Origin of the sequence: Streptomyces ortus (genome assembly GCF_026341275.1) — a bacterium.
Lineage (GTDB): Bacteria > Actinomycetota > Actinomycetes > Streptomycetales > Streptomycetaceae > Streptomyces > Streptomyces ortus.
On record NZ_JAIFZO010000002.1, the window covers coordinates 18,526 to 44,644 of the forward strand.

The window sequence follows — 26,119 nt, forward strand, 5'->3', positions numbered from 1 at the left end:
CCGCCAGTCCGCCGGGATAGCTGCGGGATACATCCGACAGTCACGGAAATGTCCGCATACAGCAACACCAAGCAGGACATCTGCCGCATCAGGCCGGGCGTGGCCAAGCTGTGGGTCCTCGGCACTCGCCGGGAACGCACCACCGTCCACGGTGACCGGTCAGGGCCGGCCGCCGGGACACGCACCGTTGGGGGATTTTCGTGTCTTCACGCTCTACCCGCCGTATCGCCGCCGCGGTCCTCGCCGCCGGCGCGGCCCTCGGCGCCACCGCCCTGCCCGCCACCGCGGACAGCAGCCAGCAGCAGGCCCGGCGCTCCCACGTCGAGATCTCGGCCGTGCAGTACGACTCACCCGGCCGCGACGACCGCTCCAACCGCTCCCTGAACAAGGAGTGGGTGGAGATCACCAACGACGGACGGCGCGCCGTCAACCTCGAAGGCTGGACCCTCACGGACGAGGACGGCCACACCTTCACCTTCCGCCACTACCGCCTCGGCGGCCACGAGTCCGTCCGCGTCCACACCGGCGAGGGCCGCGACCGCGACGGCCACGTCTACCAGGACCGCCGCCACTACGTGTGGGACAACCGCTCCGACACCGCCACCCTGCGCAACGACAACGACCGCCGCATCGACCGCGAGTCCTGGGGCCACGGCCACGGTGGTGGCGGGCACCACCGCCGCTGACCACCCCCACCCCGCCCCAGGCCGTGACCGTGAAGTGATGGCCTGCGGCAGGTAGCGACCTGCGGCGGCATGGCCCGGCGGTTTCATCAACCGCCGGGCCATGCCGCCGCTTGCGTGCGCCAGGGCCGCGGTGAGCTGTCCGTCGCCGGCAGGCGGCAGGACCGGCCCGATGACCGGCCCGAGGCCGCAGTCGCGGTGCGCGTGCCGGTCCGGTCGGCTCCTCGTACGCTGAAGACCTCGGGGCCGTACAGGAGGTTTGTCGTGCCCCGAACCATCTGGTCAGGTGCCATCTCGTTCGGTCTGGTGACCGTGCCGATCCATGTGGTGTCCGCGACCGAGAACCACGCGATCCGCTTCCACCAGTACCACCTCGACGACATGAGCCGGGTCCGCGTCCGCAAGATCTGCGAGATCGAGGACCGCGAGATCCCCCAGGGCGAGATCGGCAAGGCGTACGAGATCAGCAAGGACACCCTCATCGCGGTCACCGATGAGGAACTGCGCGAGATGCCGCTGCCCACCGCGAAGGCCATCGAGATCGCCGCGTTCGTCCCCGCCGCCTCGATCGACCCCCTGCAGGTGGGCGACGGCTACTACCTCCAGGCCGACGGCCCCGTCGCCGCCAAACCGTACAAACTGCTGCGGATGGCACTCGAACGCAGCGCCAAGGTCGCCATCGCCAAATACGCCTGGTCCGGCCGCGAACGCCTCGGCATGCTGCGCGTCCGCGACGACGCGATCGTCCTGCACGCCATGCGCTGGCCCGACGAAATCCGCTCCCCCAAAGAACTAATCCCCGACGCGGTAGAGGTGTCGGACGATGAGATCGAGGGCGCGCAGGCCCTCATCGACCACATGACCCGCGACGACCTCGAAGGCAGCGAGTTCGAGGACCACTACACCGACGCCCTCGCCGAAGTCATCAAAGCCAAACGCGAAGGCCACGCACCCCCCGAAATGCCGGAACCGGCGTCACCCCAAGGGAAGGTCGTCGACCTGATGGCCGCCCTGGAAGCCTCCGTGAAAAAAGCCCGGACCTCCCGCGGCGAGAGCAACGCCGACGTCCACGAACTACACCCGAAGAAGACCACTGCCAAGAAGACCGCTGCCAAGAAGACGGCTGCAAAGGCGAAACGCAGTGCATGACGTAATTCCTGCCGGAGCCCATGCTCACCCATGCAGTGAGCATCCCCGCCTTACCAGCGCGGTCGGCCGCGGACCCGAAATGGGACGGCTTCCGCGCGGCACTGCCCGACGACGGCAACCAGGTCGTGCTGCGCTCACGCCGCAGCACCCAGATGGCGTCCTCATCTCCTGAGATTGTGGCCGGCGGCGCGCAGCTGCCGGACTCCACCACTTTGGACGGCGAACTCATCGTGTGGAGTGCCGGCGGGCGGCTCGCGTTCGAGCAGCTGCAGAACCGTCTGCACCGCCGCGGTCCCTCAGCCGTCCGGGCCGCCGCGCAGCAACCGGCCCACTTCGTCGCCTTCAACGTCCTACGCCTGGCGGGCACCGCCCTATGCGCGGCGCCGGGCGGCACTTGAGGAACTGTTCCGCGAGCGCCGACTGGTGGCGCCGTTGGCGTTGTGCCCGTCGACCACCGACCCGCACACCGTGCACGAATGACTGACCACCTGGACCACGGTCGGGCTGGAGGGCGTCGCCTTCAAGAAGCTGGACGGCCCGTACCGGCCGTCGGCCAGGGGCTGGTCGAAGTACAAAGCGCACGAGACGACCGAAGCTATCGTCGGCGCCATCACCGGCCAAACCACAGCACCACGCACGCTCCTGCTCGGCAGGTACGACACCGAGGGACGCCTGCAGTACTAAGAGCCACTGCCGCGCGGACAGGACGGCTTCGCAGACACACGCGAGCAGTCATTCGTCTCCCCACCACCCCTCTGTGAAGTCTTCGGGTGCTCCAACGAGGCCGTTCCGCAGCAGCCGCAGGAGCGGGTCCCTGCGGCCGCTGCGGTGAATAGCGTGGTCGTGTAGGGCAGTCGCCTACGCGGCAACAGGCTCATGAGGCGTCAGCGGAACGATACGTAAGCCGTAGCCACTAGTTGTCGATGTCCACTCCCCGGCTGCGCAGATACTCCTCGGACCGCTCGGTCAGACGCCGGTAGTAAGGCCACACGGGTACGGCGCCGGGCCGCTGGGCGTCGCGGTGCGCTAAAAAGGGGGCTGCAGAGCGCTTTAGTGTCACCAGCGCAGGTGCCCAGAGTTCCAGGAAGTCCTTCTCGCGCACATATTTCTTTGCGCAGTAGAAGCCAGCGATGTCCAGTGCTGCCAGAGCTCTGTTCGCCAGTTCGTACTGCTCGGGCGTCAGGCTTCCGGGGCCTCCTTGCATCTCGTGAAGCACTTTCCGGCCGGACTGAAGCTTCGGGTCGATAAGCGACTCGTGCAGCTTCAGAGAAACGTCCCGCCGGTCGTTCCTGGCCGACCGGTAGAGCGAGTAGAGGCTGATCAGCAGTGCGGTACCCGATATGACGACTACGGTCTGGTTCACACGCGTTCGCCCCCATAGTAAGTCGACCGTGTGCGGAGCCAACAGTCGTACCCAGTCGAGAAGGACGACATTCCGCGAGCCCGAACAGGCCGGTCTGCTGATGCCTACCGCGATGTCACTGCCGTGCCTACCGGACGGTGAGCTCAGCAATGTTCTGCGTCTAGCCGATGATCTCTTCCAGCCGCCAAGCGTCCGGCTACGCCACCGCCCTGTCCCGCGCGGTCAGCCCACACACCAGCATTCCCAATCCGGCAGGCCCTGGCAGTCCCCGTGGACGGGCTGGTCGCTGAGCGCCGGTTGGGGCACACGGGCAACACTGAATAATGCTGGTCCGGCCGACTGGTGGTGAAGGTCGGCGTCGACGTCCCCCGCACGATCGCACCGCGCTGACCGGCCGTAGTCGGGTACGTCACCGGGGCGCCGCAGCGGAGGCTGTGTCCCAATCATGGCCTCCGCATCGGTGCCGGTTCGTCCGGAATGCATTCACTGCACGGCAGGACGCGAACAGCCGCTGTCAGGAAGGGAGTCCTGGCAGCGGCTGCTCACAAAGAGCGTGGTTGTGGAGGGGCGGTCGCCTACGCGGCGAAAGGCTCCATGAGGCTTCAGCCGAACGATCGTCCTCATGGGCTATAGGTGAGGCCCGGGGACACTGTCCCCTCCATAACCACACCTGCTGCAACCAGCACGCACCGCCAGATGTTCCCGGCCCGGTCGTGCGCTGCGACCGGACCAGAGTGCAGGATCGGTGGGTGGCTGCCTGCCTGGCAGCCACCCACCGATCACCCTCAAGTGCCCTACACAGGTGTCGACTTGATCAGCTGGTTCGGTCGCATTTCCCGTCCACCTCGGTCACGATGCCCTGGTTCAGGCGCGCAGTGAGCGGAAATGTGCCAGTCACCCGCTGGTCAAGCAGCTCCTTGTCGATACGCTTCGCCCGTGAAATGGGCGCATCGACTGACGAGGGTTCCGACATGAGCAGAGTGCTGGCGGTCTACAGCGAGAAGGGCGGCGTGGGCAAAAGTGCCCTGTCCGCGGGCCTGGTCGCGGTTGCACGGAAACGAAAGCTCGGTGTCATCGCGGGTGATCTCGACCCGCGGGGGACCTTCACCGCGGAGCTGGGCATCTCGGCCGAGGAGGCACCGGCGTTCTCCATGAACGACCTGCTGGCCCTCGACCCTCAGGGTGAGACGGGCCTGGCCGCAGACGCGTTCGCTCCTGCGTCGGAAGCCTGGTCGGGCGTGCAGGTCATCGCGGCGGAGCGGGCTCTGGCCAACCGGGAGACCGACAATGTTGCTGTGGGGCTGGAGTTCCGGCTGCGACTGGGATTGAAGGGCGTCGTTGGGGAGAACATGGTCGGCATTCTCGACCTGCCTCCTCGGGCCGGCGGGAAACTGGTGACGTCGGCTCTGGTAGCCGCGACCGATGTGATCATCCCCGCCACACTTGACGAGGACGGACGCATCGGGGCGAAGGAAGCCTTGAACACGATCAAGCTCGTCAAGGACCTGGGCATGAACCCGGACCTGCGGGTGGTGGGCATCGTGCCGTCGATAGTCCCGGGCGGGCGCAGCACCCTGAAAGACGCCATAGGGGAGTTCCTCGCCGATGAGTACGGTTCGCTGTACCGCGACGACCTGGTGATCCCCCGTCACTCGTTGCGTCAGCAGACGCGTTTCGCGTGCGTGCCTATCACAGACGCGCCCGGCCGTGAGGCTCAAGCACTCACGGATGCCTACGACCGGATCCTCATCGCAGCAGGAGTGGCGGAGTGAGCAACAACAAGCTGATCAAAGCGGGCACGAGTCGTCTGAGGAAGGCGGCTGACGCGGCCGTTGACCCGGCTGTGCCTGCCGAGCTGCAGAGCCGTGCGCCGGAAAAAGCGACTCAGCAGAGCGCCGACGCTCTTCCCGTTCTCGCCGCCGCCAGCAGCGCTTTCGCCGGGGCCCGAGTTCTCTCCGCTGATGACGTCCAGGGCACACCCGAAGAGCAGCTCGCCTACGTCACCGACCGGCTTGTCGAGATCGATAATCTCGGTAGGCGGGCCGAGGACTTCATGGTCCTCAACAAGGGCGTCTTGCTGGAGATCGCGCAGGAGCGCGGGCTGCACAAGGTGGCCGGCCATTCGAACTTCGCGCAGTGGGCGGGCGGGGTCCTGGATATCGAAGAGAAGTACGTCTTCGAGCTTCTTCAGGACGCGGCACGCATTCGGGCCGTCAGCGAGCTCGGAACGGATCTCGCGCAGCATCTCACCAAGGCCTCCACCCGCAAGGTCATGGCGGACGTCATCACCAACCACGGCTTGGAGACAGCTCAGGTCGTCATGACGGAGAGCCTCGCGGAAGCGTCCAAGCTGGGCAAGAAGAGGCCGACGGCGGCCTTGCTGACGCAGACGGCACGCGAGTTGACAGCCCCGGCGATTCCGAGCCAGAACGTGGGGTCAGAAATTTCTGACCCGACTCCGTCGGCCCCTGCCGCCGTCACAACGTCTGGGCTGGAACGGACGGCAGCAGTCGTGCGGGAGCGGGTATACACCATGCTCGCACCCTCAGCCGTGAAGACAGCTGCGGAGGCTGATCCGGTCGCCGTTGGCGCGCAGCTGGATGAGCTTGACGCGGAGCTGCAGCGGGTCGCCAAGCGTCTGGCTGCGGCACGGCGCACTGTGGTCGCGGAGCTGGAGAAGCAGCCCGTCGACGCTGAGATCCTGGACGTCGACCAGAACGCCTGACGGCACCACATCACCAGCGCGTAGGCCCCACAGTCTCCAGGGGAATCTCGGTGGACTGCGGGGCCTACACATGTTCCGCTTCCTGTCGTCTGTCACAGAGGGCAGAGTGATCAAGGGCTGGATGTCAGCTGATTGCGTGATGGGCCTGCCCCGGCCGGTGTCCAGTCGCTACGGTGACGCCATGTCCGAGCCTGTCATGGTTCCACCGAAGCCAACCTGGGTGGAGCGGACACGCGACAAAATTCGCGGTCTATCGCGGTTGAACCGCCCACGATATTGGCTCGTTACACGGGGCCCTGCATGGTTCGCGGCTTTCTGCCTGCTGTACGTCGTCGGGGGCGTATCCCTCGGGTGGCGCTCCGCGTACGAAGTGCTGGTGGGTCTCAAAGCGCCTGGGGACACAGAGGTTCCGCTCTACGGATACGCATTGGGGCTGCTGGGCTGGCTGCTGGTACCGGCCATCATCGGGGGCGCTGCCGGCTATCTCGTCACCCGCCAGATCGATCGGCGTAGAACTGTGGACGCGGAGGAACTTCTGGCACAAATGCGCAGGGAGGCAGGCTACTCGGTGGATCCGCCAGAGGTTCGCGAGTGAAGTCGCTACATCAGCTTCATGCGGAGGGCGGCGAAGCGCGCGAGTTTGTCGAGAAGTTCGTTGAAGATCCGCATGATGGTGAGTGGAGCAGGGCGCAGGATCACTGGTCGCGGACAGTGGAGTACATCGCGCACAATGCCAAGGAGCTGGAGAGCATGCACGCGGACGAGGCGCTACGCCGGGCCGAGCGCCTTGCTCAAATGCTGGCCTGGACGCTGGTACAAGAGCACAAGTGCTGGGCATGTGCGCTATGACAAGGCGTCAGCCCTCGGACGAGGGCAACTCTATGGCTCCGCGTAAGCCGGTGGACGCGGTCATCGAGCAGATGCTGCGTGATGCGTCTTCGGAGCGGCAGGCCGGTGAGATCCATCAGGTGGCCGCCATGATCGCCGCCATCGGCATGCGGACCGATCCGACAGGTGCGGACATCGACGACTTGAGGCGGCTCTTCATGGCGGCACACGGCGGGGCAAGGGACGCGTGGAAGGCGCGCGGCCGACGATTCGGCCTGAGTGCGAGTCGCTTCTTGACCGGCCTTTCGCAGGGCATTGCCGAAGCGCGTCGAGGGAGTTCCTCACGGGGGCAGGTGCAGCGTGTGGGCGGGCAGCGCCGACGGGACCGGGATGAGTACCTCACAAACTTGGTGACGGTGCACGACATGCGTCTCGGTCTGCTCAGCGAGGCGATCGACAACCCGGACTTCGCGGCAACCTTGGACGTGTACGCCGTCGAGGTCACACCCGCGAAGCGCAAGCAGTTCCTGTTCATCGAGGCTGTCTACAGAACCTATCTGCTGGAATGGCGGATCGGGGCCGCGACTAGGCAGGAGCTGTTCGGGAATCTGCGCATCCTCTTCGTCAACCCGATCTTTCGCGAGTACTGGGAGGCGACACGTCCTCACAGAGCAAGTCTCGCTCCGGGCTCAGCCGAGGCAGAGATCGGGCGTATGGGAGACGCGCTGCTTATGGATCTGGACGAAGCCGATACGGACGACTGGTGGGTCGTGGGCGAGCCCCCAACCGACTGAGCTCTGGAACACAAGAGGCCCGTACCTCTGACGGCCTCTTCCTGGGTCGGTCGTGTGCGTCAGAGCATTCCGGCGGCGCGACGTGGACCGGAGCGTCTGTGGTTCCATCTCTCCCTGCCGACCGCGGCCGCCAGGAACACAAGGGCGTCGTGTTCGTACGGGTCGCTGTAGGCGCGGTGGTCGCTACTCGCAACCGCCGCCTTCCGCACCCTGTCTTGAGTGTCATGACAGCCAATCGAAGGCCGCGCCCCGCCCCGAATGATCGGGAGTTGCGGCTGTGGAAGGTCGGTCGGGCACTGACCTGGGCCTTCGCCGCTGCTGTCCTGGTCTCCGGCGGTATCTTCTACGGGCTGGTAGTGCTGCTCGATTTCAAGGAGATCGACACCACCACCAAGCTCGACGCCAAGACGCTCTTCGACCTGGTGAAACTCTCCTTCGGGGTGGTCGCCGGAGCCGGCGCGCTGGTCGCCCTGGTCGTCGCCTACCGTCGTCAGCGCGTCGACGAGGCCGGCGCCCACCGTGAAGCCACCCGCCTGCACGCCGAACGCTTTTCCCAAGCCGTCGACAAACTCGGATCGGACTCACCCGCAGTCCGGCTCGGCGGCGTCCACGCCTTGTCCGGCCTCGCCGATGACGCCCCCACGCAAGACCTACGCCAGACCTGCATCGATGTCCTGTGCGCCTATCTCCAGCTCCCCTTCACACCCGACCCCGGCAACAGCGACCCGGCACACCAGGAGAGACACCACCGCTATCTGGCCCTTCGCAAAGTCCGGCACACAATCCTGCGCCTCATCAGCGACCACTACCGACGCCCCATGGGAACCCACCGCTCCTGGCAGGGCTGCGACCTCGACCTCAGCGGCGTCACCATCGACTGCACGATGGACTTCAGCGAAGCCGTGTTCCCTCGCGGCACGGTCAACTTCAGCGGAGCGGTGTTTCCTGGCGGCGCGCTGCACTTCAACCGCGCGGTGTTCTGTGGTGGCGCGGTGTACTTCGGCGACGCCGTGTTCTCCGGCAGCGCGGTCTACTTCAGCGGGGCAGCCTTCTCCGGTGGCACGATGCACTTCACCGATGCCGTCTTCTCCGGTGGCACGGTCTACTTCAGCGGAGCGGTCTTCTCCGGCGGCACAGTGCACTTCAGCGATGCCGTCTTCTCCGGTGGCACGGCGCATTTCAGCGACGCCGTTTTCTGCGGCAGCACGGTGCATTTCCGCGACGCGCTGTTCCGTGGTGGCGCGGTGTACTTCCGCGGAGCGGTGTTCTCCGGCGGGACGGTGCACTTCCGCGACGCCGTGTTCTCCGGCGGCACGATGAACTTCCGAGGGGCGGTGTTCTCCGGCAGCACGGTGCACTTCAGAGGTGTAACGGGCCCGGTTCCCGAAGGGCTTCTCTCTGCCGTCGGTATTCCGGTTCCGGCGACGGTCGCTCTTGCTGCCGCATGGCTGCCGGAGAGGACTTAACCGGCCGTCTGCGAATCCCGCCCACATCTGTACCAGTGGGAGGCGCCTCACCTACCTTCCGCCAATGGCCTGAGGCCAGGACGACGGCGGGGACAGGGCAGGGATGTCGGGGCACACCCTCAGCCCCTGCCAGCACTGGCTTGCGGGCATCACTCCCCACTTGGGGAGTCCACCGGACACCGAAAGCAAGGGACCGAACCGCTAGGTCAGGCCTAGCCCCGCATCAAACCCGGATGCTCCGGGCGGTGCAGTACCTCGGGCCCCTCACGGCACACGGCAGTTGCGCCGCTTACCCCTGCCTCCCTCACAGTCCGGGGTGTCCGGAGGGGACATCTTTTTCTGGAGACTGAGGAGGACATTCATGCCGTCCAACGACCGCACCCTGATCGTCACGGTGGCTGCGATCGGTGCCGCTGTCGCCGGCATCGCCGTGGTGGTCGCTCCTGCGCTTATGCCGACGCTGGGAGTCACACTGGCGGCTTTCACGGCGCTGATGCTGGTCCTGAAGATGTGAGTGGCCCAAAACGCAAAGTGGCGCAGCCACGACGGACGCCACACGTACTCGCGGATCCATGCAGCCTGCTCAGGGGGCATCGAGTCACCGCCGGTGGTGTCAGCCACCGTTCGCCTCCCCGTCGGGTGCGGGGTGGGCGTGGGTGTAGCGGATGGGCTTGCCGAGGCTGCGGGAATACGCGATCTCACGGGCCGTGCTGTCGCCGATGTATCCGTCCGGACAGACCACGAGGACCTCGTCAGCGAGGTCGATCTTCCGCAGGTGCAGGTCGTCCAGCACCTGCTTGAGGCGGTCTGCTTGAACGGGGTCGGCCCACAGCGGGTGGGACTGCTTGAGGTTGCAGCCGGGGGCGAGGACGATGCGGCCAGCCGCTGTCTCGTACAGGGTGGCTTCGGCAAACTGCTCCCAGTACCGGGTCGATCCGCACAGGACGACGATCGGCGGGCGGGAGGCGGTGTTGGCGGTCTGGTGACGCATGGGTTCCTTCCTGGACAGGGTGAATCGAGGTCGCCGTCAGGTGGCGGCCGCCCAAGTGAGTTGAGCCGGGCAGGGGGTTCCACGGGTCGTCCAGTTGCCCGGCGGGTTCGGCGGCGCGCAGGTGCACGGTGGCAGGGACTGCGTGATCGGTTGAGAAGTCCGCGACGTGGCCGCGGGGGAGGATCAGGAGCGGGCTGTCGGCGCGGCTGCCACCGGGGTTTGATCGCCAGAGTGTGGTGCCGTGCGGGTACGACCGCGTTGGCGGGTGCCTATTACCGGATTACGGCATGCGGCTCTCAAACAGACAGCACAGTGGGTGCCATGAATCTATGGGCGATCATCATCACGGCCGCTACCGGGCTGCTCGGCGCTGGTATCGGCAGCGCCAGCGTTCTTCTCAGCGAGCGGTGGCGAGCACGGACCTCAGCTGATCAAGATCGGCGCGCAGCCGATCTGCGTCTCCGGGACGAACGTAAAGAGGTGTTGATCCGCTTCTTCTCACTTGTGCGAGCACTCGAGCGGGTTGCGGAGCGGCGCTACGACGGCGAAGAGGTAGCAGCCGAGGAGGTCGCAGACCTGACCAGTCGCCTTTGGCTGCTCCATGTCGAGGTGCACCTGCTCTGTACACAGCCGGTAGCCGATGCGGTCTACACCCTTAGCGAGCGACTCACCGAATCAGCAAGGCAGCTCACGGAGGAGGCCGTACACATTCACCTTTCTGAAGCTCGCCTCGCCGCCATTTCTACTGCACGTGCGGAACTCGGCATTTCAGGCAGCCTCTCCCTTGCCCAAGCGTAGATTCACGCCCCCGTCGTCCCGTTAACGGCTCGTGCCCCTCGCTACCGGTGAGGGTGGCTCTGGCTGGGCGGGCGTCGGTGAGTGCGGTCATGGGCTGCTGATTCCTTCGCAAAGCGCGGGCGTTAGCGCTGCGGGGCGGCCGGAGCAGTGTCGACGGCCGCCCCGCATGCCTGAGGGGTGGGGTCAGCTGGTGAGACGGACCGGCATGAGCGCGTAGCGCAGGGCGTGGTCGTGGCTGTCGTGGCCGCGCAGGACGGCCGGTTTGGTGGGGGAGGTGAACTGGAAGTCGACGGCGGTTGCGCCGCCGGCGGTGAGCGCGTTGAGGCCGTCCACGAGGAAGCCCGGGTTGAACGCGATGTTCAGTTCTTCGCCGCGGAGGGCGGTGTCGACGGTGTCGACGGCTTGCGCGTCGTCGCTGCTGCCGGCTTCCAGCACGAGGGAGCCGTCGGCGGTGAAGGTCAGCCGGACGGGGGTGCTCCTGGTGGCGACCAGGGCGACGCGCTGGACGGCTTCCTTGAGCACGGTGATCTCTACGGTGGCGGTGTGGGCGAACTCGGTGGGGAAGAGCGTGCTGTAGGCGGGCAGGGAGCCCTCGATGGCGCGCAAGGTGGAGGTGCTGGTCTCGCTGCGCACGGTGAACAGACCCGAGTTGCTGTCGCCGGGGATGGTCAGGTCGACGGTGGGGTCATCGGCGCAGGCCTTGACCGCGTCCAGGAGGCGCGTGCCGGGGGCGAGGGCGGTGCGCTCTCCGGTCAGGTCGCAGTGCTTCCAGGTGAGGGTGCGTACCGCGAACCGGTAGCGGTCGGTGGCGGTGAAGGTGAGCGTGCCCGCCTCCTGGTCGTGGTGCAGGGAGATCCCCGAGAGGACGGGCAAGGCGTCGTCGTTGCCGAGCGCGGCAGCGACCTGGGTAACGGCTTCGGCCAGCGCCGGGCCGGGCAGCGTGCCGGATCCGGTGCCGGGGTCGGGGAGCTGCGGGTAGTCCTCCAGCGGCAGCGTGGGCAGGGTGAACCGGGCACTGCCTGCGGTCAGGATCAGGCGGGGTCCGTCGAGTTCGATGCGTACGGTGCCGCGGATGCGAGCGGCGATGTCGGTGAGGAGCCGGCCGGAGACGAGAGCGCGGCCGGGGCCGGTGACGGCGGCCGGGATCGTGGTGTCGCTGGACGTCTCGTAATCGAAGGCGCTGATACGCAGCATGTCGTCGGTGGCGGTCAGGAGCAGTCCGGCCAGGACGGGGGCGGGCGGTTTGGCGGGCAGGCTGTGGGCGGCGTAACTGACGGCCGCGGCGAGGTCGATCTGGTCGACGGTGAACTGCACGAAGAGTTCCTGTCTGTGAGGTCGGTGGTGCCGGTCGGCGAAAAGCGGTCTGGGCGGGGCCGCCCACGACAGGCGGCCCCGCCCGGACCGGGGACGTGCACAGGTAGGGGTATGTCAGGGGGTGTCGTCGCGTATCCAGCACCACGACGTGAGTTCGTAGGTGGCCAGCGCGCACAGCGGGATCTGCTGGCGTTGCCCGTCCTCGTCTTCGACGGTGAGCTGGTCGGTGTCCCTGCGGACGATGACCAGCAGGCCGGGGGCGGGGTCGGTGATGTCGGGGCGCGGTGTCCAGGCTTGGCCGGGTTCGGCCAGCCACCACGGGTCTCCGGCGAGGACGCCTTCGCAGACGATCCGGTTCCGGCAGCAGGTCGTCGCGCATCAGCTCGCGTACGAGGGGGTTGATGACGCGGGCGGTGCGCTCGGGTCCGATGAGGTGGTCGACGGAGGGCATGCGGCGGTCCTTCCTCGATGGCGGCTGTACGGGTCGGTGGCCGACGGAGCGGGATCAGGCGTGGGGTGGGGTTCCTGCGGTCCGGCACGGCCGGAGAGTACCGGGTGGGGCAGCTTCAGCAGCTGCGCGAGCGCCTGGCGGGCGGACAGGTCGTGGGCGGGGTCATGGATGAATCCGGCAGCCGTGGCGAGTTGGCCGCGCAGTTTCTGCAGTTCGTCTTCGGCGATGCGCAGGAGTGCCGGGGTGCTTGTCGCTCCGGCACCGTGTGTGGTCATGTCGTAGGGCCTCCGTCCCTTCCTGACGGGGGAAGTGGGGCGTGCCCTCAGCCGGTCAGCCAGGGGGGTGCGCCCCACGTGCGCGAGTGCGCGGAGGGGGATGGCAGCCGGGGCAGCCGGACGCGGGGGTCGACGGCTGCCCCGGGCCGTATCAGGGGGTGTCGGCTGGTCAGGCCGACTTGGGCTGGTTCAGGCGGGGCAGCCCGCGGCCGTAGTGCTGTTGGGCGGCCGCATCCAGGAGCGCGCGGTTGCTCTGCTGCCGGACGGCAGGAAGCCCCCGCCGCGGACGCAGGGGCCCGTTGACGTCACGGTCCAGCCGCACGATCCGTGACTGGGAGACCGTCAGCGGATCGTGGCGGGCCGCGGCAGCCCGCTCCCGGCGGTTCTGGTCCTGAGCTGCGAGGACATCGATCCAGTCGGGTCCGAGGCGGTCGGCGAGCCGCTCACGCAGGACGGTGCGCTGCCTCGGGGTGGTGGCCGCGAAGACCCCAGTGCGGGTGGCCTGTTTGTTGACCAGCGCCCACCGCAGGCACGCGGCGGCGATCGGGCAGCCGGCACACGCCGCGTCGGCCTGCGCCAGCCGCTTCTCCGTCGCCGCACGGTCGGCGACGCGGTCACCGGCGGCGAAGTCGAACAGGGACGGCTTCTCCTGGCAGACCGTGCGGGTGGGCGTGTGGGGGAAGGGGAAGCGCGGGTCGAGATCCACATAGTCGGTGGGCTTGGGAATGCCGGGCCGGCTCATGACGTGGCCTCCGGGAACAGTGCGGTCAGGTGGGGGAGTTGGAGCAGGACCTGCTCGAAGACGGGCTGCGGAACACGCCATGGCCCGAGCGCTCCGGGGCAGGGCACGGGCAGCGGCAGGACGTGGACGTCATCGAGGTCGAGGTGGAAGCAGCCGGGCTGCGCCCACGGACTGCACAGGTCTCCCGCCTCGGTGCGGGAGTCGTGGGATCCGGTGATCCGGATGACACCTAGGACCGCGCTGAACTGCAGCTGATGGCCGCGGATCGTGCGGGCCACGAGCGGGTCGCGCAGAGCGGCCCGGTCCATGGTCTTCTCCGCCCCGCAATGCAGCAGTCGCCAGCCCGGCGCCCACGGCTTCGGCCGGTTCTCCACGCGCTTGCGGCCGCGCGCGATGCACGTCCCCCAGGGTTCTTTGACGGTGATGCCGCGCAGCCAGTCGGGGGCGTGCAGCGGGGCCGTCATCGCGCCGCCAGCGCGGTGCCGGGACGGCCAGGACGGCGGCCGTGCACCGCAGGCACGTACGCGTCCCGGCGGGCCGCCCTATACCCGACCGGCTGCTCGCCGGTCTTGACCCGGTACATCGCCACGTCCGCACTCCGCAGGATCCGCGAGGCACCGACCCCCTCCGGCAGGACGGTGGCGCGGGCGATACCGATGGACACCGACGGGCGCAGGACCTGCCCCTCGATGCCGTGCAGCAGCTGCCCCTCGTGCCGGATGGGCTGCGCCAGCACCTCGCGCAGCGCAAGGACTTCACGCACCGCCGCAGCCGGCGGCATCAGCACCGCGGCCCCGAACTCGTCACCACCCAGACGCGCGGCGATCCCGCTCCGGCCGGCCGCCCACGTACTGAGGCGACGGCCGACCGCGGCGATCAGGACGTCACCGGTAGCGTGCCCAAGGCTGTCGTTGACGGTCTTGAGTCCGTCGGCGTCGCAGACGAGGACGTGCAGCAGCTCGCGGCGTGTGTGCGCGAGGCGGTCGATGCGGTGCATGAGGATGTCGCGGCCGGGCAGCCCGGTGAGCGGGTCCCGGCGGGCCGTGTGCAACTGGCGCCGCACCCGGACGTCGTCGGCGACGACGGCCAGGGCGAGCGGCAGCGCGGTCGCGGTGATGAGGAGTGTGCGGGTCGGCAGCCGTAAGGCGCCGGGTCCGGGCATGATGGTCTCCAGTTCTCGCCCTTTGCGGGGGCGGGTATGGGAGAGGCGCACCCCGGCTTTGCATGGCACGGGGGTGCGCCTCTTGCTGTGTATGGATGTGGTCAGAGAGACAGGGGAGCCAGCGAGGGCTTCAAGATCGCCGTGCGGTGGATGCTGACGCGTGCTGCACTGATGGTGAGTTGGTGACGCGGCTCAACAGGAGTGGCCATGGCCTATACCGGCAGGCAGCACAAGCGGGGGCGGATGTGGCGGGCGCGGCGCAGGTGGGCCGCAATGGGATTGCCGGGCCGGATCTTCACAGCTGTCCTCGGCGCTGTTGTGGGTCTCTTCGTGCTGTTCGTAGCGCTGGGTGGCATCCTCGCGGCGTGCGGCGCGGGGGACGAAGAGCCTCGGGCACCTGCCACGTCCAGCCCTGTGACGACTTCAGAGCCTGCTGAGCCCGATCCCACCAGCACACCCGCAGCCACGCCGACAGACCCGGTCAGCGCTGCTGAGACGCCCCCGGAGCCTGTGACGGCCAGCCCCACATTCACGTCCGCGCCGCGTCCGGCGGAACCAGACACGACGGCCCCGGAACCAAGCCGGGAGCCGCGCCGTGAGGAAACCACTACAGAACCGACCCGCGAAGAGACCACTGCGGAGCCACCGCCGGACGCCAACGTGTACTACGAGAACTGTGACGCGGCACGGGACGCCGGCGCGGCTCCGGTGTACCGCGGGGACCCGGGTTACGGGCCGCACCTGGACCGTGACGGCGACGGGGTCGCCTGCGAACCGTACGCCGGGCCGTAGTCTGCGGCTCCGCAGGACTAAGCGACGCCTCGTACTGCCCTTTTGATCATTTCCTTCTGGCCTGACCTGCGGTCGGGCCTGCTGGGACGGGAGCGATTCTCCCGGGGCGGCCGGTTTGCCTCTTTAGCTGTGCTGTCTCGGGAGGTTGGTGTCAGCTCAGGCTGACTGTTGTTCACCGAACCAGTGCTCGGCCGCGTCATGATGTCCGTTGTTGAGCAGCCAGGCTTTCGCGGTCGCATCGTCGACGAATCCGTAGGTGTCTGAGTCTTCCTGTTCAGTCCAGGCGTTGAAGAGCCAGCGGCCGTCGCGGGCGCGGCAGAGGGCCTGGTGCCCGTACCGGCCGAGCGCGGTGGGGCAGACGTTGCCGGCGTCCTCTTCGTATCCGGTGGCGAAGCCGGGGTCGAACCAGTCGGCCAATGAGGGGGCGTCCTCATACTCGCCGGCGGGGTAGGTGACGACGTTGAAGTGCGGCATGTCTCCTCCTCCGGGCTGTGCGCGTGGGGCAATGGTTCCACCCCCAGGCCCCCGACCGGTCACTGTGGACGGTCGGGGGCCTGGGGGTGGTCAGGACAGTTCGGTGGAGCACAGCCAGGCGGGCCGTTGCAGGCTGGCTCTGCCGGTGTAGCCGAGGACTCGGGTCGAGTCCGCGAGTTGGACGTCCCAGCCGGCCTGCTGCTCCGGGGAGATGCCCGCCGCACGACCGTGTCCGCCGGAGGCGACCTGCTTGCTGTAGGCGACCAGGAAGACCTCTTCGCCGAGGCAGGAGCCGCCGACCGCAGAGTGCACGTTGGGGCACCGGTCCTTGAATGTGAGCAGGACTTCGTCGATCCGTTCAGCCTCCTGGCCGTCGCCACCGACGTGAACGCCGTAGGCGAGGAATGCGGTGTTCGTGTCCACGTGACGTGAGGCCTTTCGTCGCTGGCCCCGCCTGCTGGGGATCGACGGCGAAGACCGCATCCTGACATCTGTCAGGGACGCGGCGTCCCTGCCGCGATCTACGGTTCGGGGCGTCAGCTCGGGGCGACTTCTTGGCCGCCAAGGCGGCTGGAGTCGAAGCCTGTTCATACGTCACATTTCTGGGAGATCATCATGCGCAAGCGGAGTTCCGCAGCTCTTGCTGCCTCTGCCGCCATCCTCGGTGTCATCGCCATCGCGCCGAACGCATCCGCCGAGCCCAGCCCTCCGGACTGCCCCACAGGAAACGTCTGCGCTTGGTCGTCCGACGGCTATCACGGGCCTACGATCCTGAAGACTGAGGGCAACTGGTCCGGGTCGCTGCGCGTGGGCTTCATCATGAACAACGGCTTTCCCAGCCCCGGATCCGATCACATCCAGGCCACCTGGGTCTTTGATGGCCGTACCTGGGACAGGTGTCTGCACTTCAACCCGGGACCGGGCGACTACAAGCTCTCCTTCCCGACGGGAGTGGAGCTGAAGAGCCTCGTCTGGCGTGGCGAGTGCTGATCAAGGCATGACGTTCTGTCCTGCCTGGCGGGTCAGGGGTTGAGGCGCCGGGCGCAGAGGGTCAGGACGGCGTCGTCGGCGTCGATGGCCCGCTGATAGCGCCGTTGCATGGCGGCGGTGACCTGGGTGAGGTCCTCGCCCTATGGTTTGACGGCGTAGGCGGCGCCCACCGCCGCGGTGGCGGCGGTCAGCAGGACGTCGTCGCGGGTGAGCGCCCGCAGCCGGTACAGGGCTGCGGTGACCGCACCGCGCGAGGCACGGCCGGCGAGCCGGACCTCTTCCGTTTCCGTCTGTTCGCCGGTGGCGGCATCGTCGCGGGCGAGTTCCCAGCGGCGGCAGAGGTGCTCGCGGTGCGCGCTGAGCGCGGACACCAGGTCCACGACCGTCCCGCGCATCGCCTGGCGGTGCGCGGCCTGGTCGGCGGCCCGTGCGCGGTGTCGTTCGGCGCGCTGTTGGAGCAGTGCGCCGGTCACGGTGCCCGCCAGGGCGAGCAGGCCGGCTAGCGCGACCTCCATTTCGGCATCGGTCCTTTCTTCAGACGATGGTGCGGATCGGTGCGTGGCGGGCTTCACGGACGGGTCCGGCGGCCGGGTCGAGGTGGGCGGCGAGGCGCTCCAGGTCGCAGGCTTGCGCTTCGCTGTCGTCCCACCGCGTGTGGTACTGCTGCAGGGCTGGTGCGGAGAGCCGGGACAGGGATTCTTCGGTGCGGAACTTTTCGACGCGCCGCACGCCCGGGCGCAGCATCTGCGCGGCGTGCACGAGTTCGTGAACGACTGTTTTGCCGACCTCGGCCAGATCGTTCAGGTGGGCTTGGGCGTTGGCGATGGCGATGATCCGGTCCAGGCCGTACACGGTGCACCCGTACAGGCTGGCGCCGTCTTCTGCGCAGGCGAGGAGGCGGGTGAAGTACGTGTCGGTGACGAGGATTTCCACTCCGCGCAGGCACACACCCATCTCGTTCTCGACAAGGTGGGCGGCTTGGTCGGCGATGGCGCACACCCGGTCCAGGACCGGTCTGCGGGCCGGGCCGATCGCGTAGGCATTGACCTGCATGGGGCTCCCTTCGGGGTCGGCGGCCTCGTGCGAGCGGGCAGGAGGCCTCCTTGTGGCAGGGCCGGGCTGTCCGGTCCTGCGCCCGGCCCCGCACCGGCCGACGGGTTCGGCGAAGGTGCGGGGCGGGACACGGGACCGTCAGAGCAGGGCGCCGATCGCGGCCAGGAGCAGCAGGGCGAGCGCGGTGAGGATCAGGTCGACCGCGCGCTGAAGATGGCGGAACTTACGCACGGCGATGAGGGACAGGATGCGGATGCGGGCGGCGCGGAGGTCGCCGTGCAGCGCCTCGCGGATGTCGGCTTCGCTCATCCGTGCCCACGCCGGGAACGACTCCAGGCCGCCTCCGCGTAACCGGGGGCGCACAACTAGAAGCAGGAGGATGGAGGCGGCGGCCAGGGCGAGGACGCCGGCCGCGCCGAAGGCCTGCGTGACGGCGGGCAGCGGGCGGCCGGTGAGAGACGCGAGCCCGGCCAGCACCGCGCCGGTGAAGGCAAGCAGCAGGGACGACTTTCCGTCGGTGCGGGCAATCTCCCCGCTGACAACGGCCCAGGCCTCAGTGAGGTTGTGGTCGGTGTGGGTGCTGGAGTAGTCAGGGACGATCAGGGCGGGCAGTGCCATGGCAGCTCTCCTTGAGGACGTCAGGCAGCAATAGGGCGGGTGCGTCAGAACGGGTCTTCGGCCGGCAGGCCGGCCGGCGGCAGGAGCCGGATGTGCAGCTCGCGCCGGTTGGACCAGCAGGTGCAGGCCTCCATCTCCGGGAACGGGCCGCCCGTCCACCGGCCGCCGGTGCCCCGGCAGTTCGGGCAGGAGTGGCCGGCGAGGGGGAGCAGGTGGATGCGGTGCCGGTCGGCGTGCAGCTGCCAGCGGCCGGCCCGCAGCACGGCGGCTGCCGTACGGACCACGGTGGTGGTGGCGACCGCCAGGAGCATGGCGGTGCGGGCACGCTCACCTCGGGGGCGGGCAATGTGGGGCTGGGCCACGAGGGGTCTCCTTGGGTCAGGCGGCGAGATGGTGTGCGGGGCCGGCCGGGAGCGTGTAGGTGGCCGGGTCGGCGGGGATGCCCTCCGCGCATTCCAGGCAGCTGCCGAGGGTGCGCAGCGGGAGGCAGTACACGTACCGGCGCCGGCAGCGGGGGCAGGTGGTTCTCGCGGCCATGGCCCGGTCGAGCGCCCATTCCTGAGCGAGCGTCGGGACTCTTTTGGGCCGGGTCAGCCGGAGGTCGTAGAGCCAGGCGCGGCCGCGGTGCCCAGGCGGGCAGGACCACTGCGGGGTGTAGCGGCAGCGCGCGCAGCGCAGGATGCCGACCGGGCCGTGTCCTCCGGGGCTGACGCTGCGGTCACGCAGCTGCCGTCGGGTGGCGAGGTGGTCGGGGCAGGCGCCGCGGTCGTACTCCGGCAGCCCGCTGGCGCCGCGCGGCTTCCGCATCATCTGCGGGCAGCGAGGGCGTTTCGTGCGTGCCGTGGGCATCACCGGATCCAGGGGCCGGGCAGCCGGGCCGGGCGCTGCGGGTAGCGGGGGCCGGGCCGCTGGGGGCGGGGCCGGCCGATCCGGCGGCGCGGGCGGGGAATGAGCACAGGTGATCTCCTCCGGGCGTCGAGAGGACAGCGCTGCGCCCCGCCGACGTGTAGCTCGTATCGGCGGGGCGCAGGGTGGTGCGTGCGGCCAGGCGGCCTGTCCGGTCCTCGCCCCCACGGAGGTGTGGGGGCGAGGACCAGGCAGGACGTCAGGTCTCAGCGCCTGGAAAGCAGTCGGGTGATCCGCTGCCTCACCTGGTCCCAGAGACTCGGGTGCGTGTGCCGCCAGGCGGTGCGGTCCACACCGTCCTCGGTGGGGAAGGTCTGGGAGGCCCCGCAGGTGCATGTCCAGGCGTAGGGCTGGGGGCGGGTGTCGTCGCGGGTGGCGGTGACCGTGACCGGGCGGCCGTTGTGGCGGCCGTGGTAGGTGCCGGTCCAGAACTCGCTCGGCTTCAGGTTCTTCATGGGGTTTCCGTTCAGGTCGGGGCCGCGCCGCGGCCCGGGTGGGTCGTGGCGCTCACTGGGAGGCTGTGCAGGTCACTACGGCTGCCGTCGCGCGATGGATCGCGGCAGTCAGCTACGCGCCTCGATGCCGCTGGAGGGCGAGGCGGGAGAGCGGTGGTGGGTTACAGGCCGCGGGCGTCGGCGGCGCGGGCCGCGTCGGCGAGGATCCGCAGCGGGGCGCCGCCACTGCCGTGTGCGTCGTTGAAGGCGGGCACGGAGTCGACGTCGTCGCCGAACTGGCGGCGGATCGCGTCCAGGACCACCGCGCTGGCTTCGGCCTCCAGGCCGCGGTTGCCGCCGGCTTCTTTGCGGATCGCTCCGAGCAGACAGACCGCACCGTTTTCGTCGGTGAGGGTGCCGGAGCACCATCCGTCGGCCTGCATGCGGTGGTGTGCGCGTTCCAGCAGCCCGGCGACGGGGGAGGTGTCGTCGGCCGGGGCCGGGAGGACAGGCGGTTGGAGGGTGGGGGTGAGCGGGACGGTCACCACGTCGGCGAAGTCGACGACCGTTGAGGCGTGAGCGGTGTTGACCTCGTAGGCGATGGTGGCTTCGTCCAGCCGTACGGTCATCGCCGCGTCGGTGGCCGCCAACCGGGCTTCCAGGCTCAGCGCGGCGCGGGCCGTGACCGGGGCGGTCGTCGTGGGCTGGGAGTCGGTGGGGGACAGGGACGCTGGCGTGGTCAACGGGAGCTCCCAAATGCAGGGCGCCGCGCCCCGGGAGGTCGGGGCGCGGCGCGCGGGCCGGGTGTGCAGGGGCGGGTCAGGCGTTGTTGAGGCTCTTGATGGCCGCCAGCGCCTGCTGGGGTGAGGTGACCTTTGGTTCGGCACGGTGGCCGGCGGACTTGATACGCCGTTTGCCGCCACCGCTGCCGTCCCCGCCGCCGCGGCGACGGGGTTTTCCGTCACCGTCGTCGTCTTCGTCGGGCTCAGGCCAGAACTCGCCGGGGCGTACGGGCTCGTTCCAGTCGAACCACAGGCCGCGCTTTTCCAGCTCGCGGATCTCGTGGTCGGTGAGCCGGTGGACCTGGTCGGGGAAGATCCCGGCGAGGTCGGTGTCGAAGTCCGCGTACAGCGACCGCATGAGCACGGCGCGGCCGTTGTCCAGGACGATGACGGCGACACCGCCGGTGGAGACGCCGTTCTCGGGGTCGGCCTCCCCGGTCATGGCCCGCTCGATCGCGGAGCCTTCGCTGCGGGAGTAGCGGGCCGGGATAGTCGGCACGTCGAAGGTGTTCTCCATGGTGCCTTCAGCGGCCTTGCGGGTGGCAGCGGGCGAGCCCATGTTGAAGATGACCGGCCGGGAGTTCTGCCGGAGGTTGTCCTTCATCTCGGTGGAGAACCCGTTGTGCGCGAACGGGGACTGTCCGGCCGGGTTGAAGCCGATGCCGTACTTCAGGCCGGTGACGGTGAGGTCGTCGCCGTCCTTCTGGATGAACTCGCCGAACAACGCATCCTGCGCCGCGGTCATGAACTCATCCGCATACACGTTCAGCTGCCGGTAGGGGCAGCGGGAGTCGCCGGGCTTGTAGTCGTGCGGCTGGCCGTCGTGCGGCCACGGCATCTCCGCCCGGATCTCACACAGCGCCTTCGCGGCGCGCAGCTGGCGGGCCATCCATAGTGCGGTGGATCCCTGCCGGTCGATGTAGCGCCCGAGGACGGTGGTTTTTTCGTCCTTGCGGACGGTGGACAGCCACACCACCTGGCCGTCCAGGGACTGAGCGGCCATGTTGATCGCGAAATACTGTGTCTTCCCGGACCGGGACACACCCAGGATCAGGCCGTGGGCCGCGGCGTTCTTGTCGCGCTGGTAGACCATGGTCTTCACCGGCTGGCCGGTGATGGTGAACCCGCAGACGTACATGCCCTTCGCATCCGGGGTGAGGAGGTCGCGGGTGGCGGTGAAGATCTGCGACAGCGGCGGCTCATCGAACGCGCTGATCAGGAACTCGGTGCCGTCGATGAGGACGAACACGCAGGAGTCGTCCTCGGGCAGGCCCAGGCCGCGGCAGACCTTGGCCAGGTCGATACGCGGCGTCTCGGTGCCATCAGCCATCCTCGCCCGGTAGAACGTCACCCCGCGCACTGTGTCGCGGGTCGTGTGGACCAGGACGGAGCCGGGGGCGCCGCCCTTCGGACCGGCGACCTTGTCCGTCCAGCGTTCCTGCACGGTCGGCGCTTTGCGGCGCCGCTGGTTGGCGTCGGGCGTGAGGTGGGCTTCCATCCAGCCCGGCCCGCCCTGCCGGCCGGGCTGTATCGCCACGTCCGCGAGGACGACGTCGTCGGCGTGCACGCCGAACGCGGCGGCCACCACGGCCTCCGACAGGCCGGTGATCGGCCGTCCGGTCTCGGAGGCCCGCAGCAGGATCGTGAGGTCGTGCTGCATGCCGGGGTGCCGGGTGGCGGTGACGATGTGGGTGCGGGCAGGCATCCCGGCGGCCTCCCACAGCAGGCGGGCGTCGCGGGTGAGCAGGTCCGTGTTGTCCGGGGCCGGGGGCGCCTCCGTGGCCGGGGCGGGCTGCAGCTGCGGGGCCGGGGTGGCGAAGGCGGGGCGGTGGCGGGTGCGGGCGTGCCGGGAGAACGGCAGCACCAGCAGACCAGCCGTCGCCCATCCGGTGGCGAGCAGGCCGTCCAGCCACCACGGCCCCCAGCCCGTGGTGGTCTTGGCGGCCACGTCCACGGCGGCCGCGAGGACGAGCGGGGCCCAGCGCAGGATCTTGCGGCCACAGCCCTGCCCGCCGTCGCGGTAGGCGAGGACCCAGCCGCCGACTCCGGCGGCGCCGGCCAGCTGCACGACCTGGTTGACGGGACTGTCGGGGGTGATGTTCGGGGCCACGGCCAGCACGGGCGCGGCGAGCGTGTAGGCGAGGCGTTCGAGCGCGACACTGCGCGGCGTGGCCATGGGCGTGTGTCTCCTTCAGGAACAGAGGCGGGCGGCCCCGCGTGGTGCGGGGCCGCCCGTGGCGGGGGAGGGGGGTGAGGGTTCAGCGGTTGAAGAACGCCGGCTTCGGCGTCTTCTCGCGCCGGCCGGAGCGGATGTCGTCCAGCGCCCCGTACAGCGTCGAGTGGGACTGTCGGGTCTCGTGCGTGAGATCGGCGGTCTCCTGCGCGCTGTCGTGCAGCTTGCGGACCTCGACGGCGGCGCCTCCCAGGGAGACGGCCACCAAATTCGTCAGTTCGACGAACTTGGCGTCCAGGTCGGCGTTGGCGATGTCGCCCGCGATGTCCTCGGTCCGGGACGCGTTGGCCTTCATGCTGCGCCTGAGCGATTCGAGTTCGAGGGTGGCGTCGTCCATGGCCTTGCCGAGCCGTAGCAGCTTGGCCTGCACGGACCTGTACCGGTTGTCGCCATCGGCCGGTGCGGGAGACCCGGCGCCGGAGCGGGTTGCGAGTTCACTGCTCATCAGCAGACGTCCTTTCAGATCGGGCTCAGTCGTGGTGGGCGGCGGCCGACGCGTACTGCAGGCCGGCGTCTTCCTTGGCGGCCATGTCCTCGCCGTACACACGACCGACCTGAGTGGCCGCGAGCCGGGCCGACTCCTTGGCCAGGTCGCACTGCTGGGCACACCGTGCGGCCTGCCGCTTCATGCGGTCGGCGGCATCAGCGAGATCGGTGATCAGGTTGGTGACGGCGGTGGAAACGTTGTGGTCGCCCACCAGATCGGCGGCCATGTCCCGCAGCGCGTCAGCGACCTTGCCGAGCGCCTCCGTCAGGGTCTCCGCACGCTCCTGATCGGCGGCCGCCTTGAGGGCGACGTTCACCATGGCCACCAGGTACTCGTCGAACGTGATGTCCGTCTGATGCTGGACACCGAGACTGTCCTGCGCGCTCACGCTGCTCCCTTTCATGCTGGTCTCTCGTGTGGTGCCGGGCCGGCGGGTGTGTGGCTCCGGCGCAGGTGGAAGCGCCCACCCCTCTGCCGCCTCCCTGAAGTCCCCGTCGTGGATGTCGTCGTCCTGGTGCGGGTGACGCTTGGGCGGCCGGGCGTAACGGCCGGAGAAGTGGGGGGTGGGGGTGCCGGTCTCCTGCCATGCCCGCGCCGCGGCTTCTTCCGCGCGCCGGGCTTCCTCCGCGCGCCGGGCCTCTTCCCGCTGCGCTTCTTCCCGCTCGCGTACATGGGTGGAGCGGACGTCGTAGTCATACGTCCACTCGCCGTCAGTCCAAGTCCAGTCGTCGTCCCCGTCGTCAAAGCCGGCCCGGTCGGGCTCATCCTTCTCCGCGGCCCGGCGGGCCTTCTCGAAGGCGAGCCGGTCGCGGAAGGCTTTCGCGTCCTCCTCACACCACTCGTCCCACTCGTCAGCGTCGCCCCCGGAGGCGGCCTTGGCAGACTGGTCCTTGCCGGACGCCTGCTGGGAGCCGTCCGGCCCGGTGCCGGCGGTTTCCTGTGCGGCCCCCTCTGTCGTGCCCTTGGCGTTCTCGCTACCGGCCTTCGCGGCGTCCTGTTCCGCAGCACGACGGCGGGCCTGTGCCGCGGCGAACCGGTCGCGTGTTTCCTGGTCGTCCTCGTCCAACCAGGCGTCGTCGGATCCGTCCGGCTTGGTGCCGTCGGGCTTTGTACCGTCTGTCGTGTCCTTCTTGCTGCCGGTGTCGTCCTTGGCGGCCTTGTCCTTCTCTGCGCTGTCCTTCTCTGTGCGGCGGGCCCGTTCCTCGGCGATGCGCTCGCGCAGCCGGTCGGCATCGTCCTCGGACCAGCCGCCGGCATCACCCTTGGGCCCGTCCTTGGCGTCCTTGGCATCCTTGGCGCCGGTGTCGCCGCCCTTGTCCTCCTTGGTTTTGTCTTCCTTCGAGCTCTTGTCGTTCTTGGCCTTGGCTTCCTCGGCGGCGCGGCGCTTTTCCCACCGCTCGCGTGCCTCTTTCGCCACGGCCGTGCCCAGGGTGACGCGGTCCGGATCAGTGCCCGAAGCGGCCTGCTGCTTCTGCCGCTTCTCCTGCTTCGCAGCCTGCCTCTCGGCTTTCCGCTCGCGGCGCTGCTCCTGTGCGGTCTGTTTGCCGGCGCGGGCGTGGTCGCGGTCCTTGCTGCGGTCCGCGATCTTGGCGGCCTGGTCCGCGCCGCGGCGTTGCTGGCGCGCTGCCTGGCGGGCAGCTGTCCGCTCCTGGCGGCCGCGGGCCCGCTCGGACCGGGCATCTGCAACAGGAGACGGCTTGCCGTCCTTGCGGCCGCTGTCCTTCGAGCCGCCCCTGGCGGAGTCCTTCCTGCCGGGAGTGTCCTGACGGTTCTGGCGGCCTTTCCTCGGGCCCCCGGAACCGTCAGGGCGGTTCTGGCGGCCTTTGCCGCCGGCACCGGTCTGCTGGTTCGCCGCACCGTTCTTGCGGCCGCCGGCAGGGCGATCAGCGCCCTTGTGGGGGCCTTTCGTATCGCGGGCACCGCCGGGACCACGGCCGCTGCCGCCTCCCGTGCCGCGCCCGCCAGACGGGCCGCGGCCCGTGCCCCCGCTGGCCCCGGAGCCGCCGGAGCGACCCCCACCCGAGCCACCGGATCCTTTACCGCGGCCCTTGTCCGCGCCGAAACCGGCCGCCGACGCGTCGGATTTACCGCGCGCCGCCGTACGGTCCGCCTGCGCTTTCACCCGGGCTTGGCGCAGCTTGTTCTGCGCCTCCATCAGCCCGGTTTCCCGCTCGGTCTGCGCTTCCAGCAGAGCGACTTTCCGCGCGATTTCCGCTTCACGGAATGCCGAATCGCCTTCTATACGGGAGCGGCCGACCTCTATCCGGTATTCGAGCCAGTCTCCGAGACGGTCGGCGAGAGAACGCGGCTGTTCATATTCGCCCTCCTCCGCCTCGGCATCGTCGGCCTGTGGATCAGCGGAGGGAATTCCTTCCGAGCGCAGTGCGGAACGCGGGTCGGGCTGGGCCGGAATGGCCGGGAGTTCCATGGTGGTTTCTTCCGGCGACTCCGGCGGAATGTCAGAGTTTTCGTCCGGCGGGTCAATGGTGTCGGCGAAGTCCGGGGTGGGCGGCGGGGCGTATGAGGAATCACCGCCCCAGGGGCCGCGGACCAGGTTCCCGTTCGGTTCGTCGGCGTCGGACACGGTGCACCTCCCTCCAAGAGGGCTT

At 69.0% G+C, this 26,119-nt stretch carries 32 protein-coding genes; 13 read left to right on the top strand and 19 right to left on the bottom strand.

What is annotated here, in order from left to right; translation table 11 throughout:
- Positions 1-200: 200 nt before the first annotated feature.
- From K3769_RS02870 to K3769_RS02880, 3 genes are all read left to right on the top strand, one after another.
- A complete protein-coding gene (locus K3769_RS02870) occupies positions 201-686 on the top strand; it encodes a lamin tail domain-containing protein (RefSeq protein ID WP_372514856.1) in 486 nt (161 codons plus the stop codon).
- A 261-nt stretch (positions 687-947) separates the two neighbouring features.
- The gene (gene ku, locus K3769_RS02875; RefSeq protein ID WP_267024851.1) at positions 948-1,832 is read left to right on the top strand and encodes a non-homologous end joining protein Ku; all 885 of its coding nucleotides are present in this window, start codon (positions 948-950) and stop codon (positions 1,830-1,832) included.
- Positions 1,833-1,852: 20 nt separating this feature from the next.
- A complete protein-coding gene (locus K3769_RS02880) occupies positions 1,853-2,230 on the top strand; it encodes an ATP-dependent DNA ligase (RefSeq protein ID WP_267024852.1) in 378 nt (125 codons plus the stop codon).
- 515 nt (positions 2,231-2,745) lie between these two features.
- Here the strand turns inward: K3769_RS02880 and K3769_RS02885 are convergent.
- On the bottom strand, positions 2,746-3,195 hold the full coding sequence (locus K3769_RS02885) for a hypothetical protein (RefSeq protein WP_267024853.1): 450 nt from the start codon (positions 3,193-3,195) through the stop codon (positions 2,746-2,748).
- Positions 3,196-4,166: 971 nt separating this feature from the next.
- Here K3769_RS02885 and K3769_RS02890 point away from each other — a divergent pair.
- From K3769_RS02890 to K3769_RS02920, 7 genes are all read left to right on the top strand, one after another.
- Positions 4,167-4,967, top strand: a complete 801-nt coding sequence (locus K3769_RS02890; RefSeq protein WP_267024854.1) for a ParA family protein — start codon at positions 4,167-4,169, stop codon at positions 4,965-4,967.
- A complete protein-coding gene (locus K3769_RS02895; RefSeq protein WP_267024855.1) occupies positions 4,964-5,920 on the top strand; it encodes a hypothetical protein in 957 nt (318 codons plus the stop codon). Before K3769_RS02890 ends, K3769_RS02895 begins: the two co-directional genes overlap by 4 nt.
- Before the next feature lie 181 nt (positions 5,921-6,101).
- The gene (locus K3769_RS02900) at positions 6,102-6,515 is read left to right on the top strand and encodes a DUF6313 family protein (protein ID WP_267024856.1); all 414 of its coding nucleotides are present in this window, start codon (positions 6,102-6,104) and stop codon (positions 6,513-6,515) included.
- A complete protein-coding gene (locus K3769_RS02905; protein WP_267024857.1) occupies positions 6,512-6,769 on the top strand; it encodes a DUF6313 family protein in 258 nt (85 codons plus the stop codon). Before K3769_RS02900 ends, K3769_RS02905 begins: the two co-directional genes overlap by 4 nt.
- 50 nt (positions 6,770-6,819) lie before the next feature.
- A complete protein-coding gene (locus K3769_RS02910) occupies positions 6,820-7,542 on the top strand; it encodes a DUF6082 family protein (protein ID WP_267024858.1) in 723 nt (240 codons plus the stop codon).
- 149 nt (positions 7,543-7,691) lie between these two features.
- Complete coding sequence (locus K3769_RS02915) at positions 7,692-9,008, top strand: pentapeptide repeat-containing protein (RefSeq protein ID WP_267024859.1); 1,317 nt, start codon at positions 7,692-7,694, stop codon at positions 9,006-9,008.
- A gap of 361 nt (positions 9,009-9,369) precedes the next feature.
- Entirely contained in the window at positions 9,370-9,522 is a 153-nt protein-coding gene (locus K3769_RS02920; RefSeq protein ID WP_267024860.1) for a hypothetical protein, read from the top strand.
- A gap of 99 nt (positions 9,523-9,621) precedes the next feature.
- Here K3769_RS02920 and K3769_RS02925 read toward each other — a convergent pair whose 3' ends face one another.
- Positions 9,622-9,999, bottom strand: coding sequence for a hypothetical protein (locus K3769_RS02925; RefSeq protein WP_267024861.1), 378 nt, complete (start codon positions 9,997-9,999; stop codon positions 9,622-9,624).
- Positions 10,000-10,320: 321 nt separating this feature from the next.
- On the opposite strand from K3769_RS02925, the gene K3769_RS02930 reads away from it, so the two are divergent.
- On the top strand, positions 10,321-10,797 hold the full coding sequence (locus K3769_RS02930; protein ID WP_267024862.1) for a hypothetical protein: 477 nt from the start codon (positions 10,321-10,323) through the stop codon (positions 10,795-10,797).
- 183 nt (positions 10,798-10,980) lie between these two features.
- On the opposite strand, the gene dnaN is transcribed toward K3769_RS02930, so the two are convergent.
- From dnaN to K3769_RS02955, 5 genes are all read right to left on the bottom strand, one after another.
- On the bottom strand, positions 10,981-12,111 hold the full coding sequence (gene dnaN, locus K3769_RS02935; protein WP_267024863.1) for a DNA polymerase III subunit beta: 1,131 nt from the start codon (positions 12,109-12,111) through the stop codon (positions 10,981-10,983).
- 378 nt (positions 12,112-12,489) lie between these two features.
- Entirely contained in the window at positions 12,490-12,837 is a 348-nt protein-coding gene (locus K3769_RS02940; protein ID WP_267024864.1) for a hypothetical protein, read from the bottom strand.
- A gap of 169 nt (positions 12,838-13,006) precedes the next feature.
- The gene (locus tag K3769_RS02945) at positions 13,007-13,579 is read right to left on the bottom strand and encodes a WhiB family transcriptional regulator (protein ID WP_267024865.1); all 573 of its coding nucleotides are present in this window, start codon (positions 13,577-13,579) and stop codon (positions 13,007-13,009) included.
- Complete coding sequence (locus K3769_RS02950) at positions 13,576-14,043, bottom strand: hypothetical protein (RefSeq protein WP_267024866.1); 468 nt, start codon at positions 14,041-14,043, stop codon at positions 13,576-13,578. Before K3769_RS02950 ends, K3769_RS02945 begins: the two co-directional genes overlap by 4 nt.
- Complete coding sequence (locus K3769_RS02955) at positions 14,040-14,741, bottom strand: GGDEF domain-containing protein (RefSeq protein WP_267024867.1); 702 nt, start codon at positions 14,739-14,741, stop codon at positions 14,040-14,042. Before K3769_RS02955 ends, K3769_RS02950 begins: the two co-directional genes overlap by 4 nt.
- Positions 14,742-15,014: 273 nt before the next feature.
- On the opposite strand from K3769_RS02955, the gene K3769_RS02960 reads away from it, so the two are divergent.
- Complete coding sequence (locus K3769_RS02960; RefSeq protein ID WP_267031225.1) at positions 15,015-15,533, top strand: excalibur calcium-binding domain-containing protein; 519 nt, start codon at positions 15,015-15,017, stop codon at positions 15,531-15,533.
- 156 nt (positions 15,534-15,689) lie between these two features.
- Here K3769_RS02960 and K3769_RS02965 read toward each other — a convergent pair whose 3' ends face one another.
- Positions 15,690-16,007 (bottom strand): hypothetical protein, encoded by a 318-nt coding sequence (locus K3769_RS02965; protein WP_267024868.1) that lies wholly within the window; start codon positions 16,005-16,007, stop codon positions 15,690-15,692.
- Between the two features lie 90 nt (positions 16,008-16,097).
- Complete coding sequence (locus tag K3769_RS02970) at positions 16,098-16,430, bottom strand: hypothetical protein (RefSeq protein ID WP_267024869.1); 333 nt, start codon at positions 16,428-16,430, stop codon at positions 16,098-16,100.
- Positions 16,431-16,622: 192 nt separating this feature from the next.
- Here K3769_RS02970 and K3769_RS02975 point away from each other — a divergent pair, with 192 nt between their 5' ends.
- Positions 16,623-16,997, top strand: coding sequence for a peptidase inhibitor family I36 protein (locus K3769_RS02975; protein WP_267024870.1), 375 nt, complete (start codon positions 16,623-16,625; stop codon positions 16,995-16,997).
- 140 nt (positions 16,998-17,137) lie between these two features.
- On the opposite strand, the gene kilB is transcribed toward K3769_RS02975, so the two are convergent.
- From kilB to K3769_RS03025, 10 genes are all read right to left on the bottom strand, one after another.
- Positions 17,138-17,512 carry a plasmid transfer protein KilB gene (kilB, locus tag K3769_RS02980; RefSeq protein WP_267024871.1) on the bottom strand — a complete coding sequence of 125 codons (375 nt, stop codon included), beginning with the start codon at positions 17,510-17,512 and terminating at the stop codon, positions 17,138-17,140.
- 19 nt (positions 17,513-17,531) lie between these two features.
- Positions 17,532-18,050: a hypothetical protein gene (locus K3769_RS02985; protein ID WP_267024872.1), complete on the bottom strand. Its 519-nt coding sequence runs from the start codon at positions 18,048-18,050 to the stop codon at positions 17,532-17,534.
- Positions 18,051-18,188: 138 nt separating this feature from the next.
- Positions 18,189-18,668, bottom strand: a complete 480-nt coding sequence (locus tag K3769_RS02990) for a Pycsar system effector family protein (protein ID WP_267024873.1) — start codon at positions 18,666-18,668, stop codon at positions 18,189-18,191.
- Positions 18,669-18,712: 44 nt separating this feature from the next.
- Positions 18,713-19,030, bottom strand: a complete 318-nt coding sequence (locus K3769_RS02995; RefSeq protein WP_372514857.1) for a hypothetical protein — start codon at positions 19,028-19,030, stop codon at positions 18,713-18,715.
- Between the two features lie 16 nt (positions 19,031-19,046).
- Positions 19,047-19,517 carry an RRQRL motif-containing zinc-binding protein gene (locus tag K3769_RS03000; RefSeq protein WP_267024874.1) on the bottom strand — a complete coding sequence of 157 codons (471 nt, stop codon included), beginning with the start codon at positions 19,515-19,517 and terminating at the stop codon, positions 19,047-19,049.
- Positions 19,518-19,780: 263 nt separating this feature from the next.
- Positions 19,781-20,029: a hypothetical protein gene (locus K3769_RS03005; protein ID WP_267024875.1), complete on the bottom strand. Its 249-nt coding sequence runs from the start codon at positions 20,027-20,029 to the stop codon at positions 19,781-19,783.
- 161 nt (positions 20,030-20,190) lie between these two features.
- The gene (locus K3769_RS03010; protein WP_267024876.1) at positions 20,191-20,751 is read right to left on the bottom strand and encodes a DUF6197 family protein; all 561 of its coding nucleotides are present in this window, start codon (positions 20,749-20,751) and stop codon (positions 20,191-20,193) included.
- 76 nt (positions 20,752-20,827) lie between these two features.
- Entirely contained in the window at positions 20,828-22,966 is a 2,139-nt protein-coding gene (locus K3769_RS03015; RefSeq protein ID WP_267024877.1) for a chromosome segregation protein ParM, read from the bottom strand.
- 82 nt (positions 22,967-23,048) lie between these two features.
- On the bottom strand, positions 23,049-23,468 hold the full coding sequence (locus K3769_RS03020; RefSeq protein ID WP_267024878.1) for a conjugal transfer protein TraB: 420 nt from the start codon (positions 23,466-23,468) through the stop codon (positions 23,049-23,051).
- 25 nt (positions 23,469-23,493) lie between these two features.
- Positions 23,494-26,094 carry an ATP/GTP-binding protein gene (locus tag K3769_RS03025; RefSeq protein WP_267024879.1) on the bottom strand — a complete coding sequence of 867 codons (2,601 nt, stop codon included), beginning with the start codon at positions 26,092-26,094 and terminating at the stop codon, positions 23,494-23,496.
- Positions 26,095-26,119: the final 25 nt, after the last annotated feature.

Coding starts and splice junctions, on each gene's coding strand:
- K3769_RS02880 (WP_267024852.1), top strand. CDS start 1,853: ATGCTCACCCATGCAGTGAGCATCCCCGCCTTACCAGCGCGGTCGGCC.
- K3769_RS02890 (WP_267024854.1), top strand. CDS start 4,167: ATGAGCAGAGTGCTGGCGGTCTACAGCGAGAAGGGCGGCGTGGGCAAA.
- K3769_RS02900 (WP_267024856.1), top strand. CDS start 6,102: ATGTCCGAGCCTGTCATGGTTCCACCGAAGCCAACCTGGGTGGAGCGG.
- K3769_RS02920 (WP_267024860.1), top strand. CDS start 9,370: ATGCCGTCCAACGACCGCACCCTGATCGTCACGGTGGCTGCGATCGGT.
- K3769_RS02925 (WP_267024861.1), bottom strand. CDS start 9,999: ATGCGTCACCAGACCGCCAACACCGCCTCCCGCCCGCCGATCGTCGTC.
- K3769_RS02930 (WP_267024862.1), top strand. CDS start 10,321: ATGAATCTATGGGCGATCATCATCACGGCCGCTACCGGGCTGCTCGGC.
- K3769_RS02940 (WP_267024864.1), bottom strand. CDS start 12,837: ATGACCACACACGGTGCCGGAGCGACAAGCACCCCGGCACTCCTGCGC.
- K3769_RS02945 (WP_267024865.1), bottom strand. CDS start 13,579: ATGAGCCGGCCCGGCATTCCCAAGCCCACCGACTATGTGGATCTCGAC.
- K3769_RS02950 (WP_267024866.1), bottom strand. CDS start 14,043: ATGACGGCCCCGCTGCACGCCCCCGACTGGCTGCGCGGCATCACCGTC.
- K3769_RS02955 (WP_267024867.1), bottom strand. CDS start 14,741: ATGCCCGGACCCGGCGCCTTACGGCTGCCGACCCGCACACTCCTCATC.
- K3769_RS02960 (WP_267031225.1), top strand. CDS start 15,015: ATGGGATTGCCGGGCCGGATCTTCACAGCTGTCCTCGGCGCTGTTGTG.
- K3769_RS02965 (WP_267024868.1), bottom strand. CDS start 16,007: ATGCCGCACTTCAACGTCGTCACCTACCCCGCCGGCGAGTATGAGGAC.
- K3769_RS02975 (WP_267024870.1), top strand. CDS start 16,623: ATGCGCAAGCGGAGTTCCGCAGCTCTTGCTGCCTCTGCCGCCATCCTC.
- kilB (WP_267024871.1), bottom strand. CDS start 17,512: ATGGAGGTCGCGCTAGCCGGCCTGCTCGCCCTGGCGGGCACCGTGACC.
- K3769_RS02985 (WP_267024872.1), bottom strand. CDS start 18,050: ATGCAGGTCAATGCCTACGCGATCGGCCCGGCCCGCAGACCGGTCCTG.
- K3769_RS02990 (WP_267024873.1), bottom strand. CDS start 18,668: ATGGCACTGCCCGCCCTGATCGTCCCTGACTACTCCAGCACCCACACC.
- K3769_RS03000 (WP_267024874.1), bottom strand. CDS start 19,517: ATGCCCACGGCACGCACGAAACGCCCTCGCTGCCCGCAGATGATGCGG.
- K3769_RS03005 (WP_267024875.1), bottom strand. CDS start 20,029: ATGAAGAACCTGAAGCCGAGCGAGTTCTGGACCGGCACCTACCACGGC.
- K3769_RS03015 (WP_267024877.1), bottom strand. CDS start 22,966: ATGGCCACGCCGCGCAGTGTCGCGCTCGAACGCCTCGCCTACACGCTC.
- K3769_RS03020 (WP_267024878.1), bottom strand. CDS start 23,468: ATGAGCAGTGAACTCGCAACCCGCTCCGGCGCCGGGTCTCCCGCACCG.